This window comes from Kitasatospora sp. NPDC034533 (genome assembly GCF_055575155.1).
The window spans coordinates 14,562-28,000 of sequence record NZ_JBVITE010000083.1 but is presented as its reverse complement, the minus strand read 5'-3'; the positions used below and the strand labels follow the sequence as shown (position 1 = coordinate 28,000).

Below are 13,439 nucleotides of genomic sequence, written 5' to 3'. Positions count from 1 at the left end.
GGAGGACCGGGCGGCCATTCTCCTTGAGCCATCAACGGCAAACCGTCATCAGCCACACCCGGTCCTCCCGGACCGCCTCACATTCTTAGGGAACCGTCATGACCATCACCACCGACATGGAGTACCGCCGGCTCGGCGCGTCCGGCCTCAAGGTGCCCGCACTCAGCCTCGGCACCGGCACCTTCGGCGGCCGGGGCCCGCTCTTCGGTGCCTGGGGCACCACCGACGTGCAGGAAGCCCGCCGCCTGCTCGACATCGCCATCGACGCGGGCGTCACCCTCTTCGACACCGCCGACGTCTACTCCGACGGCGCCTCCGAGGAGGTGCTCGGCCAGGCCGTCAAGGGCCGCCGCGACCAGGTGCTGATCTCCACCAAGGCCGGACTGCCCACCGGCGAGGGCCCCCGGGACGCCGGCACCTCCCGCGCCCGGCTGGTCCGGTCCGTGGACGACGCGCTGCGCCGCCTCGGCGCCGACCACCTGGACCTGTTCCAGCTGCACGCCTACGACGCGAGCACCCCGATCGAGGAGGTGCTCGCCACCCTGGAGGACCTGGTCCGGGCCGGCAAGATCCGCTACACCGGCGTCTCCAACTTCTCCGGCTGGCAGCTGATGAAGTCCCTCGCCCTCGCCGACCGGCACGGCCGCCCCCGCTACGCCGCCCACCAGGTCTACTACTCGCTCGTCGGGCGCGACTACGAGTGGGAGCTGATGCCGCTCGCCGAGGAGGAGGGGGTCGGCGCCCTGGTCTGGAGCCCGCTCGGCTGGGGCCGGCTCACCGGGAGGATCCGCCGCGGACAGCCGCTCCCGGCCGGCAGCCGGCTGCACGACACGGCCGACTACGGCCCGCCGGTGGAGGAGGAACTGCTGTACCGGGTGGTCGACGCGCTGGAGCAGACCGCCGCCGAGGCCGGCCGTACCGTCCCCCAGGTGGCGATCAACTGGCTGCTGCGCCGCCCGACCGTCTCCTCGGTCATCATCGGCGCCCGCAACGAGGAGCAGCTGCGCCAGAACCTCGGGGCGGTCGGCTGGTCCCTGACGGAGGAGCAGGTGGCCCGGCTGGACGCGGCCAGCGCCCGCACCGCGCCGTACCCGTACTTCCCCTACCGCCGCCAGGAGGCCTTCGCCCGGCTCAACCCGCCGCTGGCGGGCTGAGGCCTCGTCCGGCTCAGGATCCGGCGATCACGGCCCGGGCGGTGGCCAGCATGGCGTCGTTGCCGGCCTTCACCGCCGTGAGCTCCGGCTGGTGCAGACGGATCAACTCGTTCTCGTAGGCGGTCTCCACGGTGAACCAGACCCCGACCACGTTGGTCCGCTCCTTGCACTCCACGTCCGCGGTGGCGGTGGCGATCTCCTCGGCGGACGGCGTGGCGCTCGCTCCCCACCGGGGGTCCTTGAGAGCGTCGCCGGGCGTGGCGTAGGAGTACCCGCGCTCCGCCATGCAACGGGACCAGTCCTGGAACACGGCCTTGACCCGGGGGTCCGTCCGCGAGCGCTCGAACCCCTCGAAGTTGATCCCCACCGCCACGTCGGCGTCCGTGCCGGTGCCGCCGTGAGCGATCAGCTCCTTCTGCGCGGCGGCGATGCAGCCGCCGGGCGGCAGGGCCTTGCCCTGGTAGGAGGAGGCGACCTTGGGGTCGGGCTTCCCGTCCGGTCCGAGACCGGCGCCCAGTACGGTGTTGACGTCCGAGCTCAGCGCGGGTCCCTTGCCGGATTTCTTCCCGCCGGACGGATCGGGTGAGTGGTAGCCGTTCACGGAGACGTCGGACAGCGCGACCGGGTCGTACCGGTGACTGGTCTGGGTCTTGGACGGCCCATTGCCGCCCTGCTGGGTGTAGTCCAGGCCGAAGCTCCGGACGCAGCGGGTGACCAGAACGGCCTGTGCCGCGTCGTACTGCCGGAAGTCCTCCCGGCTCAGCAGGTAGGCCTCGATCGGCAGCGCCCGATCGGCCACCTGGCTCAGCCGGGGGACGTCCCCGACCGGTGGCGGGTCCATCGGGGCGAGGGAGGCGGACGGAGGGAGGGGAGTGGCGGCCGGCCCGGAAGGGCCGGAGGCACAACCGGAGGCGAGGAACAGGGCGGTCAGCAGCACGGGCGGCAGAGAACGGCTGCGACGGGGGGATGTCATGGGCGAGGCTCCTCAGGCCGGCTCGCTGGATGGTGCGGTCGGTCGATGACAGCCGGAGGGGTGCCGGACCGCCCATGGGGCGGGGGTCCGACACCCGTCAGCGTCAGTCGAGGGACCAGTCCTGGGAGTGGTTGTTGTTGCGCATGTTGATGGTGACGCCGTGCCACGTCGTCGTGGTCAGGTTCGCCCAGTGGTCGTGCTGGATGTACTGGCTCGGCCCGGTGTCCCGAATGCTGAACTCGGCGTAGTACACGTAGAGGTTGTACTTGTGGTCCAGGTTCTCCACGGACGCGGCGTTGTTCATCACGGCCTGGCCGTTGCCGGCCCCGCCGCCGCCGAAGTAGCCGTCGTAGTTGCCGGACTCGCCCTTGCCGAACTTGGCGCCCTGGCGGTCGGGGCTGTAGTACACGCAGGCGTCGCCCGTGACGCAGCCGCCGCTGCTCGCCATGGCCGGGGCGGCACCGAGGAACACGGTGCCCAGGGTGGCCGCGGCCAGGGCGGCGGCTGCCAGCTTCTTCTTCATCCCACTGCCTCTCGTCGGGTGAACCGGACGTTCTCCGGTTGCCCTTGAGTCTGGTGGGATGCGAGAGGAGGGCCTATCCGTTTCCTTCCCCCGCCGGACGCCGGAAACGGATAGCGGCTCGCGGCCCGGTGCCGCTATCGGGCGCGCCGCGTGGGCCCCGGCCCGGGAGATGTCCGGGCCGGGGCCGAAACCGGCTGTCGCGGGGCCGGCGGTCGTTCCCGCGCCGGTGGCTGAGCGGTCGTCAGGCCTGCCGCGCGTGCCAGAGGGCGAGCAGCTCGGCCTCGCGCTCGGGGGTGAGGGTGTCCGGCTGGGGTTCGAACTCCTCCAACTGCCTGATGTCGCGCGCGGTTTCGGCCACCGGTCGCAGGGTGAGGCCGGTGGCGAGGGCGGCGGCCGGGTCGGCGGTGCTGGTGGCGCGGGTGTGCGGGTCGGCGGGCCAGAGCGGGAGCGCGCGCTCCGGGACGCCGGCGGCACGCAGGAACTCCTCGTCGACCCAGGTGAGGGTGGTGCCGGGCGGGGCGACGGCCGAGGCGACGGCGTCGAGCAGGTCGCCCAGGCCGAACGGCGGCGGGGTGGCGGCGTGGTAGGGGCCGGAGGCGCCCCGCTCCAGCAGGGTGAGCATCCAGGCGGTGAGGTCGCGGACGTCGACCACCTGGAGCGGCGCGTCCGGCCGGCCCGGGGCCAGCACCTCGCCGCCCCGGGCGAGGCGCCGCACCCAGTGGTCGAAGCGGTGGGTGTAGTCCCGGGGGCCGATCACGTACGTCGGGCGCACCAGCAGCGTCTGCGGGCCGAAGGCCTGCCGGGCGGCGCGTTCGCACTGGACCTTGAGGGTGCCGTACGTGCGGACGGTGACCTCCTCGGCCTCCGGGCCGTCGGCCGGCAGCAGCGGGGAGTCCTCGGCGTAGCCCGGGGCGGCCGGGACGTCGTACACCGAGAGGGAGGAGACCAGCAGGTAGTGGCCGGCCCCGCCGGGGCCGAAGGACGCCGCCAACTCCCTCACCTGGCGCGGGAAGTAGGCGCAGAAGTCGACGGTGGCGTCCCAGCTGCGCCCGTGCAGCGCGGACAGGTCGGCGTCCCGGTCGGCGATCAGGTGGGTGGCGCCGGGGAGCAGCCCGGCGCCCGACCGGCCGCGGTGCAGCACCGTGACCTCGTGTCCGGCGGCGAGTGCCGCCTCGGTGAAATGGAGGCCGATGAACCGGGTGCCGCCGATGACCAGAATGCGCATCCCGCCATCCTGTCAGGGCGCCCCGCGGCGGGTGTCACCGGGTGGTCGGTTGCGGCACAAGTTGTCGGTGGGGTGCAGGGGTCGGGGCGGGTGTGCGCGCTCGGGGTGGGAAGTGAGTTCGGCCGTCGGCGGCGCGTTCGGTGCTGGTCGGAGGCGGTCGGCCGGACGCGTGCTGGTCAGGCGATCGCGGGCGCGGCGCGGCGGGTTGCCGTGACGGCCTCGTAACGGCTGATGTGTCGTCAAAGTTCCTGGTTTCCTGGCGAACTTGTGTGAAGGCCCTTTAAGCTCCCGTTAACAATGGCGGTTTTTCGCCGCTCACGAACTCCCTCACGAGGTCGGGCGGAAGGCCCAACTGGACAATGAGAGCAGGGATGACGACGACTAGTGAACGAACGGCCGGTGTCGCGCGCGGCCCGGGCCGTCGGCGACAGCGCGGGCCGGGTCGCACCGTAGGCGGTGCGGCGGCCCTGGCCGTGGTGATCGGTGCCTCCTCGCTGGCGGCGGCCCCTTCGGCCTTCCCGGCGGCCGGAGACGGGGAGGTGACGGTCCGGGTGATCCGGGCCGTGGACACCGACGGGCTGTGGTCGCCCACGCTGGAACACGGCATGGCGGGCGTGCGGGTGACGCTCACCGACGCCGCCGGGGCCGGCATCGAGGGCACCACGGCGGCCAACGGCACGCTGACGCTGTCGCCGGCGACCGGCAAGCTGACCGGCGGCAAGTACCGCGTCCAGGTGGTGAATCCGAAGCCGGGCGTGCTCTACCCGGCCTTCGCCTCGCGCCAGGGCCTGGACGGCGCGCCGAACCAGCTGAGCTCCAACGAGGAGTTCGTCGACCTCTCCGGCGGCAAGTCGATCGAACTCACCACGGGGCTCTGGAGCCCCGGTGACTACTGCCAGAAGAACGCGCCGCTGGTGTCGACCTGTCAGAACCCGCCCGCGGAGGGCGACAGCCAGCACACGCTGCTGTCGTTCGCGTACAACTCCCGCGGCACGGCCGGCGCCGACTTCCCGGTGACCGACCTGGCCACGACCGGGCAGACCGGAAACCTGTACGGCATCGCCTGGAACAAGGTCGACCGGCGGGTGTTCTCCGCCGCGCAGGCCAAGCGGACCACCAAGTACGGCCCCGGTGGGCCCGGCGGGATCTACGTCACCGACGTGGACCAGAAGAAGACCTCGCTGTTCACCACCGTCCCGAACGCGGGCACCACCCCGCACACCGGGGGCAACGACGACGCCTTCCTGGCCCCGGTGGGCAAGGAGAGCCTCGGCGGCATCAAGGTCACCGACGACGGCAAGGACCTCTTCGTCGTCAACCTGTACGACCGCAAGCTGTACCGCTACAACGCCACCGTGGCGACGGCGTCCGCGCCCAAGGCCGCCTACGACATCCCGAACCCGGGCTGCCCGGCGCCGGGGGACTGGCGTCCGTACGGCCTCGGCATCCAGGACGGCGTCGGCTACCTCGGCGGCGTCTGCTCGGGCGAGTCCACCGGCAAGGCCTCGGACCTGCGCGCCGTGGTGCTGCCGTTCGACCTGTCCACCGGCGCGTTCCAGGCGGCCGTGCTGAACCAGCCGCTCGACTACCCGCGCGGCACCGTCGTCGGCGGGCCGTGCCCGGGCGCCGGCTGGTTCCCGTGGCAGGACACCTTCCCGGCCAGCCAGAACGGCCAGGCCTGCGGCGACAACTACATGGGCAACCCCGAGCCGGCGGTGGCCGAGATCGCCTTCGAGACCGACGGCTCGATGCTGCTCGCCTTCCGGGACCGCTTCGGCGACCAGTCGGCGGCCAGCCCGACGGGCGGCGTGGTGGCCAAGGTCCTGCCCGGCGGTGACCTCCTCAAGGCCTGCCTGGAGAACGGCACGTACGTGCTGGACACCAACCTGGGCTGCGGGTCCAAGGCCCGGGGGCAGCGGTTCTTCGACAACGCCCGGATCGGCCACAACAACCCCGCCAACGCGGGCATGGCGTTCTCGAAGGTCGAGGACTCCATCGTGGTCTCGGGCTACGACAGCGACAGCAAGGCCTACGGCTACGGCAGCGCCTTCCAGAAGCGCGACGGCAAGGCGGACGGCGGCGTGCGGCTCAACACCGCCCCGGGCGCACCGCCGTTCGGCAAGGGCGCCGCGATGGGCGACCTGGAGGTCCTCTGCGACCAGGCCCCGCTCCAGATCGGCAACCGGGTCTGGTACGACCCCGAGCGCAGCGGCCTCCAACTGCCCGGCCAGAAGCCGGTTCCGGGAGCCACGGTCCACCTGTACGACGAGTCCGGGAAGCTCGTCGGCACCACCACGACGACCCCGCGCGGCGAGTACTACTTCGACGACAGCAACGTCGACGGCGGCCTCAAGCCGCGGACCAAGTACACGATCAAGCTGGACAACCCGGCGGACTACGCCAAGGGCGGCCCCCTCTACCAGTGGGTGCCGACCGCGCACGACGTCGGTGACAACCACTTCATCGACTCCAAGGGCATCGTCCCGGAGGGCGGCAAGTACCCCGAGCGGGCATTGACCACCGGCGGCCCCGGCGAGAACGACCACACCTACGACTTCGGCTTCCGCCGCCAGGAGGGTGCGCTGCGCCTGGTCAAGCACGACCAGGACGGCAAGCCGCTGGCCGGCGCCAAGTTCCAGCTGTGGCACGAGACCAACGGGACCGACGGCCTCCAGCCGACCGGTGACAAGCCCGACACCAAGGTCGGTGAGCCCTGCACGACCGGGGCCGACGGCATCTGCCAGGGCCTGGGCGAGCCCGGCGAGTACTACTGGCAGGAGCTGAGCCCGCCGGACGGCTACCAGGCGCCGGAGGTCACCGTCTTCGGCCCGCTGAAGCTGACCTCGGAGAACCTGGACAAGGGCGTGGAGGTGACGGCCGTCAACAAGCTGATCCCCACCCCGACGCCGACTCCGACCCCGACCCCGACCGAGACGCCGACCGCGGCGCCGACGTCGGACGCTCCGGTGCCGCCGGCCCCGGCGCCTCCGGTGTCCGGGCACCTGCCCAACACCGGTGCGGGCGAAGGGATGCCGATCGCCCTGACCAGTGCGGCGGCGCTGATCGTCTTCGGCTCGGCGCTGGTGCTGGTGGTCCGCAGGCGCAAGGCCGCCCTGCGCGGCTAGCCCCGAGCGGGCGTTTCGCGAGGGGCCCGGAGCCGGGCCCCGATCGGGCGGGTTCGCGGGACCATGGGTCCCCGGGCCCGCCCGACTGTCATGATCGACCGAGGAGAGGAGCGGACCGCATGCCCCGCAGGACCAAGGCCAAGACCGACGGCCGGAGCCCCCGGCGGGCCGTCTGGCTCAAGGCGCTGATCGCGATCGTGGTGTGCGGCACCGCGGCGGGCGGCCTGGCCGTCTACCGGTCGGTCTCCGACGAGGCCACCGAGCGCCCGGTGACCACCGACGAGGCGGGCCGGCTCGCCCTGTCCCGGCTGAACCTCTACCAGGCGAGCCCGGTGGCGGTGACGCTCACGGCCGACGAGGGCGGGGGCGTCGGCATCCGGGTCGACGGGATCGTCGACTACCGCAACCACCGGGGCGTGGGCCGCTACCGGAGCACCGGAGCGAACGGTCCGCTGGACCACGGTCTGATCGTCTGGGACACCGGCGGTCTCGGGCTGGCCCCCGACGAGGACGCCGCCACCGGAACGCCCGCTCCCGTGGCCACCGACGCCCCGGCCTGGCAGCAGGCCGAGCACATCCCGCGCCAGGGCTGGTCGCCGCGCACCTACACCGCGGACCCGCTGGACGCCGGGCTGAACCTCCTGGTCCAACTCGGCGCGGACCGCCCCGACAACCCGCTGCTGCTCGCCCAGTCCGGGGCCCGCTGGCTGGGCCGGGACCGGATCGACGGCCGCGGCTACGACCGCTTCGCCGGCCCGCGCGCCCAGGGCTCCGCACCGGACACCGGCCTCTCGCCGCTGACCTACTGGGTCGACGGCGACGGCGGGCTGCGCCGGGTGACCATGCGGATGACGGGCCTCGGCACCCCGACCACCATCGAGGTCACCGGACGGCAGCCGGACGCCAGGGTGCCCGAGGCCCCGTGGCTCGCGGGCTGACCGGGCACGTGCCGGAAGTCCCCAGGACGACCCTGTCAGCCGTACGAAAATCGTTGGTGAGGCAGCAATAGCTTCATCATCTTCCGTTCACCCGGACTCGGCTGCCAGCATCGGCGCACCGTCACCGCCCGAGGGAGTAGCCGATGAACCGCCCCCGTTCCCTTCGCTGTCTGGCCGCGCTGTCCCTGGTCGTCCTGGCCGCCACCGCCTGCGGGCGCTCCGACCAGGGCGGCACCACGGCCGCCGGCGGCGCGCAGGCCGCGCAGAACGCCGGCAAGAGCGCCGTCGAGCTGCTCCCGGCCAAGACCAAGCAGAGCGGCGTGCTCAGAGTGGCCACCTCCGTCGGCTACCCGCCGATGGAGATGTACAAGACCGGGACCACCGAGCTGACCGGGGTCGACCCGGACCTCGCCGCCGCCATCGCCGGGAAGCTCGGCCTGAAGCTGGAGCTCTCCAACTCCTCCTTCGACGGCCTGATCCCCGGCCTCCAGGCCGGCCGCTACGACCTGGTGATGTCGTCCATGACGGACAGCGCGCAGCGCCGCCAGGCCGTCGACTTCGTCGACTACTTCCGCACCGGCGGCGTGGTGATGACGAAGAAGGGCAACCCCGAGGGCATCAAGTCCCTGGAGGACCTCTGCGGCAAGAAGGTGGTCCTCGCCAAGGGCAGCTCCAACCTGGAGATCGGCGAGCAGCAGAACGCCAAGTGCGAGACCAAGATGACGATCTCGCAGAGCGAGGACGCCCCGACCGGGCTGCTCCAGCTGGACAGCGACCGGGCGGTGGCCACCATCGTGGACTACCCGGTGGCGCAGATGTTCGTGCAGAACAGCGGCTCCTACGAGGTGCTGCCGGAGCAGTACGGGACGGCGCCGTGGGGCATCGCGGTGGCGAAGAAGGACTCCGGGCTGCGCGACGCGGTGCAGAAGGCGCTCCAGGAACTGATCGACGGCGGCGAGTACCGCAAGGTCCTGGACACCTACCAGGTCGGCGGCAGCGCGGTGGAGCGCGCCACCGTCAACGCGGCGCAGTGAGAACGGCGGCACCGACGAGATGAGCACCGACATGAGAGACCCCGCGACGCCCGCCCCGGCCGGGCGGACCGCCGCCCCCGCGGGCGCGTTCGACGACGACCTGGCCTTCGAGGTGACCGGCCGGCCCCGCCCGGCGCGCTGGTTCGCCGTGCTGGCGGCGGCCTTCGGCGCCGTCTGGCTCGCCTGGACGATCATCGTCAACCCCAACCTGCACTGGGACATCGTCGCCAAGTACCAGTTCGACGGCGTGATCCTGGAGGGGCTCTGGGTGACCGTCCAGCTCACCCTGATCTCCCAGGTGGTGGGCATCGTCATCGGCGTGGTCGTGGCGGTGATGCAGCTGTCCGACAGCCCGGTGCTGCGGACCACCGCCGGGGCGTACACCTGGTTCTTCCGCGGCACCCCGCTGCTGGTCCAGCTGATCTTCTGGTTCAACCTGGCGCTGCTCTTCCCGGAGATCAGCATCGGGATCCCGTTCGACGGGCCCAAGCTGGTCAGCTGGCAGTCCAACACCCTGATCACCGGCTTCGTGGCGGCGCTGCTCGGCCTGTCGATCAACGAGGGCGCCTACATGTCCGAGATCGTCCGGGCCGGCATCCAGAGCGTGGACCCCGGGCAGCGCGAGGCCGGCGCCTCGCTGGGCATGTCCAACCGGCAGATCCTCACCCGGGTGGTGCTGCCGCAGGCGATGCGGGTGATCATCCCGCCGTTCGGCAACCAGTTCATCTCGATGCTGAAGACCACCTCGCTGGTCTCGGTGATCGCCGGCGCCGACCTGATGACCGTCTCCCAGCACCTCTACCTCGCCAACTTCGAGGTGATCGCGCTGCTGATCGTGGCCTCCCTCTGGTACCTGGTGCTGACCACCATCGCGAGCGTCGCCCAGCACGCGGTGGAGCGGAGGTTCAACCCGGCCGGCGCCCCGCCGGCGCTGCACCGCAGGGTGCTGGCGAACCTGCGGCCCGGGCGCGGCGGAGCGGACAAGCGCGTGAAGAAGGGGGAGGGCAAGTGACCACGACCGATCTGGAGAAGCCGGCCACCGAGGTGGTCCTGTCGGCCCGCGGGGTCCGCAAGCGCTTCGGGGACCTGGAGGTGCTGCGCGGCATCGACCTGGAGGTCCGGGCGGGGGAGGTGCTCTGCGTGATCGGGCCCTCCGGCTCCGGCAAGTCCACCCTGCTGCGCTGCTTCAACCACCTGGAGAAGATCCACGCCGGGCGGATCGAGGTGGACGGCGAACTCGTCGGCTACGAGCCGCACGGCGCCTCCGGCAGCAAGCTGCGCGAGCGCCGCCCGCGCGACATCCGCCACCAGCGCGAGCGGATCGGCATGGTCTTCCAGCGCTTCCACCTGTTCCCGCACCGCACCGCGCTGCAGAACGTGATGGAGGGCCCGACGGCGGTCAAGGGCCGGCCGCGCGCGGAGGCCGAGCGCCAGGCCCGCGAACTGCTCGCCCGGGTCGGCCTGGCCGACCGCGCCGACCACTACCCGGCCCAGCTCTCCGGAGGCCAGCAGCAGCGGGTGGCGATCGCCCGGGCACTGGCCATGGAGCCGACCCTGATGCTCTTCGACGAGCCCACCTCCGCGCTCGACCCGGAGCTGGTCGGCGAGGTGCTCGGCGTGATGCGCGACCTCGCCCGCAGCGGCATGACGATGATCGTCGTCACCCACGAGATGGGCTTCGCCCGCGAGGTGGCCGACCGGGTCGTCTTCATGGACCAGGGCGCCGTCGTGGAGGCCGGCGACCCGGCCGACCTGTTCACCGCCCCGCGGCACGACCGCACCCGGGCCTTCCTCTCGACGGTGCTCTGATGGGAGCGGACGTGACCTCGACCCCGGTCGACCTGCTGTTGCGCGGCGCCACCCTGGTGGACGGCACCGGGGCGCCCGCCCGCCCGGCCGACCTCGCCGTCGCGGCCGGCCGGGTCACCGTCCTGCCGCCCGGCAGCGCGGTGACCGCCGCCGAGACCCTGAACGTCACCGGACGGGTCGTCACCCCCGGCTTCATCGACGTCCACACCCACTCGGACGCGCTCGCCGCCCCGCTCCACGGCGGTACCGGCACCGACGGCGACGCCCTGGACGAGCTGCGGCTGGCCCCGCTGCTCCAGGGCGTCACCACCGAGATCGGCGGCAACTGCGGGATCAGCCTGTTCCCCGGGCTGCCCGCCCGGCTGCCCGAACTGGCCGAGCACCTGCGGGTCTCCTTCGGCCTCGGCCCGGTGCGGCCCGCCGAGGACTTCGACGCCTTCGCCGCCGGCCAGCGGCCCGAACTGCGCCGCAACCACATCACCTCGCTGGTCGGCCACGGCACGCTGCGCGCCGGGGTGATGGGCTTCGAGGACCGCCCGCCCACCGCCGAGGAGCTGGCCGCCATGTGCGAGCTGCTCGACCGGGCGCTGGCCCAGGGCGCGGCCGGGCTCTCCACCGGGCTGATCTACCCGCCCGGCGTCTACGCCGACACCGAGGAGATCGTGGCCCTGGCCAAGGTCGCCGCACGGCACGGCAAGCCGTACGTGACCCACCTTCGGGACGAGATGTCCCAGGTGGAGAAGGCCCTGGAGGAGGCCCTGGAGATCGCGGTGCGCTCCGGCGCCCCGCTCCAGGTCTCCCACCACAAGACCGCCGGCCGCCACGCCTGGGGCGCCACCCTGCGCACCCTGCCGCGCCTGGAGCGGGCCCGCGCCGACGGCGTGGACGTGCTCTGCGACGTCTACCCGTACACCGCCGGCAGCACCGTGCTGCACGCGATGCTGCCGCCGTGGGCCAGTGAGGGCGGGCCGGCCGCGCTGCTGGAGCGGCTGCGCGGCCGGGAGGTGCGCGACCGCATCCGGGCGGACATCGCCAACGGCGTCGAGGGCTGGGAGAACACCGTCGGCAACGGCGGCTGGGACCTCATCTCGGTGGCCGCCGCCCCGGCCCGCCGCGCGGCCGAGGGCCGCCGGATCGCCGACCTGGCCGCCGAGCGCGGCGCGGACCCGGTGGACTACGTCTGCGACCTGCTGCTGGAGGCGCGGGGCGAGGTGACCATCATCAGCCACTCGATGCGCGAGGACGACGTCCGCCGGGTGCTGGCCAGCCCGCTGTCCATGATCGGCTCGGACGGCGTGCCCAAACCCGGCCGTCCGCACCCCCGTTGGGCGGGCAGCTTCGCCCGGGTGCTCGGCCACTACGGCCGCGAGCAGGGCCTGCTGCCGCTGGAGCTCGCGGTGCACAAGATGACCGGCCTGCCCGCCGAGCGGTTCCGGCTGGCCGGGCGCGGGGTGGTCCGGGACGGCGCCGTCGCGGACCTGGTGGTGCTGGACCCGGAGGCCGTCCTGGACGGCGCGACCTTCGAGCAGCCGCTGCTGCCCCCGGTCGGCGTGCAGACCGTGGTGGTGGCCGGGCGGATCGCGGTGCGCGACGGCCGGCCGACCGAGGTCCGGGCCGGAGAGGTGGTGCGGGTCCGATGAGTCTCGCCCAGGTGGCGGCCGCCGCCCGCAGCTCGGCGGCGCTCCCGCTGACCCTGTCCGTCGCGGCCATCGACGTGGACGCCGAGGGCGGGGGAGCGTCGGTGGGGGTGGACGACGCCGTCGTGCTGCCCGTCGCCAGCGCCTCCAAGCTGCTGCTGCTGGCCGAGGTCGCCCGGCGGCTGGACACCGGGGAGCTGACGGCCGGGCAGCCGGTGGCGATCCTCCCCGAGGACGTCACCGGCGGCACCGGCCTGCTCGGCCGGCTCAGCCGCCCCGGCTGGACGGTCGAGGACCTGGCCTGGCTGACCGCCGCGGTCAGCGACAACACCGCCACCAACGCGCTGCTGCGCCTGGTCGGCCTGCCCGCCACCGAGCGGCTGGCGCGCGACCTCGGGCTGGAGCACCTCGCCCTGCACGACCGGGTGCGCGACGAGCGCGGGCCGGACGTCCCACCGGTCTTCGCCACCGGTACCGCCCGGGGCCTGGCCCGCTTGGTGGCCCTCGCGGTCCGCGGCGCCATGGCCACCCCGGGTGCCTCGGCCCGGCTGCTCGGCTGGATGCGCGCCAACACCGACCACGGCCTGGTGCCCGCGCTGATCGACCACGACCCGTACGCGCCCGGCTTCCCCGAACCGCTGCCCGGCCGGCTGCTGGTGGCCAACAAGACCGGCACGGACACCGGCGTGCGGGCCGACGCGGGCGTCATCGTGGGCGCCCGGCGGGTGGCCTACGCGGTCATCGCGCACTGGGACGTGGCGCTCGGGCCCAGCACGGAGCGGGCCGCCGTGCACGCCATCCGGGAGGTCGGCCGCGCCCTCGCGGCCTGGGCCCAGCGGCCCGGCCAGGAAGCCCCTCGTTCTGTCAACCCCCTTGTTCCGCAAGCTGGTTGACGAAAGATCCGGGCAGGGAACAACGCCGATCGGGCTGCGCGCCCCGGCCGTGCCGGGTCACACTGGTGCGCGGCGCGGGGGCGGGGAAGCGGCGTGCCGTCGGCTCGGTGCTGCCTCCGTGTCGTCAA

11 protein-coding genes are annotated in these 13,439 nt (G+C 73.1%); 8 read left to right on the top strand and 3 right to left on the bottom strand.

From position 1 onward, the window contains the following. Nucleotides 1-116 precede the first annotated feature (116 nt). Nucleotides 117-1,154 (top strand): aldo/keto reductase, encoded by a 1,038-nt coding sequence (locus ACZ55U_RS35275; RefSeq protein ID WP_465532996.1) that lies wholly within the window; start codon nt 117-119, stop codon nt 1,152-1,154. 13 nt (nt 1,155-1,167) lie between these two features. On the opposite strand, the gene ACZ55U_RS35270 is transcribed toward ACZ55U_RS35275, so the two are convergent. The 3 genes from ACZ55U_RS35270 to ACZ55U_RS35260 form a co-directional block, all read right to left on the bottom strand. Beyond that, the gene (locus ACZ55U_RS35270; RefSeq protein WP_465532994.1) at nt 1,168-2,127 is read right to left on the bottom strand and encodes a hypothetical protein; all 960 of its coding nucleotides are present in this window, start codon (nt 2,125-2,127) and stop codon (nt 1,168-1,170) included. A 103-nt stretch (nt 2,128-2,230) separates the two neighbouring features. Beyond that, complete coding sequence (locus ACZ55U_RS35265; RefSeq protein WP_465532992.1) at nt 2,231-2,650, bottom strand: hypothetical protein; 420 nt, start codon at nt 2,648-2,650, stop codon at nt 2,231-2,233. A 241-nt stretch (nt 2,651-2,891) separates the two neighbouring features. Further along, nucleotides 2,892-3,875: an NAD-dependent epimerase/dehydratase family protein gene (locus ACZ55U_RS35260; RefSeq protein WP_465532990.1), complete on the bottom strand. Its 984-nt coding sequence runs from the start codon at nt 3,873-3,875 to the stop codon at nt 2,892-2,894. 476 nt (nt 3,876-4,351) lie between these two features. Between ACZ55U_RS35260 and ACZ55U_RS35255 the strand changes: the two genes are divergently transcribed. The 7 genes from ACZ55U_RS35255 to ACZ55U_RS35225 all read left to right on the top strand — a co-directional run bounded on the left by ACZ55U_RS35255 (nt 4,352) and on the right by ACZ55U_RS35225 (nt 13,311). Continuing rightward, complete coding sequence (locus ACZ55U_RS35255) at nt 4,352-7,000, top strand: SdrD B-like domain-containing protein (RefSeq protein WP_465532988.1); 2,649 nt, start codon at nt 4,352-4,354, stop codon at nt 6,998-7,000. A gap of 119 nt (nt 7,001-7,119) precedes the next feature. Then, nucleotides 7,120-7,938, top strand: a complete 819-nt coding sequence (locus tag ACZ55U_RS35250; protein ID WP_465532986.1) for a hypothetical protein — start codon at nt 7,120-7,122, stop codon at nt 7,936-7,938. A gap of 143 nt (nt 7,939-8,081) precedes the next feature. Beyond that, a complete protein-coding gene (locus ACZ55U_RS35245; RefSeq protein ID WP_465532984.1) occupies nt 8,082-8,972 on the top strand; it encodes an ABC transporter substrate-binding protein in 891 nt (296 codons plus the stop codon). A gap of 31 nt (nt 8,973-9,003) precedes the next feature. Then, a complete protein-coding gene (locus ACZ55U_RS35240) occupies nt 9,004-9,984 on the top strand; it encodes an amino acid ABC transporter permease (RefSeq protein ID WP_465532982.1) in 981 nt (326 codons plus the stop codon). Then, nucleotides 9,981-10,781: an amino acid ABC transporter ATP-binding protein gene (locus ACZ55U_RS35235; protein ID WP_465532980.1), complete on the top strand. Its 801-nt coding sequence runs from the start codon at nt 9,981-9,983 to the stop codon at nt 10,779-10,781. The genes ACZ55U_RS35240 and ACZ55U_RS35235 overlap by 4 nt, the downstream gene beginning before the upstream one ends. Continuing rightward, nucleotides 10,781-12,421, top strand: a complete 1,641-nt coding sequence (locus ACZ55U_RS35230) for an N-acyl-D-amino-acid deacylase family protein (protein WP_465532978.1) — start codon at nt 10,781-10,783, stop codon at nt 12,419-12,421. Before ACZ55U_RS35235 ends, ACZ55U_RS35230 begins: the two co-directional genes overlap by 1 nt. After that, on the top strand, nt 12,418-13,311 hold the full coding sequence (locus ACZ55U_RS35225; protein WP_465532976.1) for a serine hydrolase: 894 nt from the start codon (nt 12,418-12,420) through the stop codon (nt 13,309-13,311). The genes ACZ55U_RS35230 and ACZ55U_RS35225 overlap by 4 nt, the downstream gene beginning before the upstream one ends. The last annotated feature ends 128 nt before the right edge of the window (nt 13,312-13,439 follow it).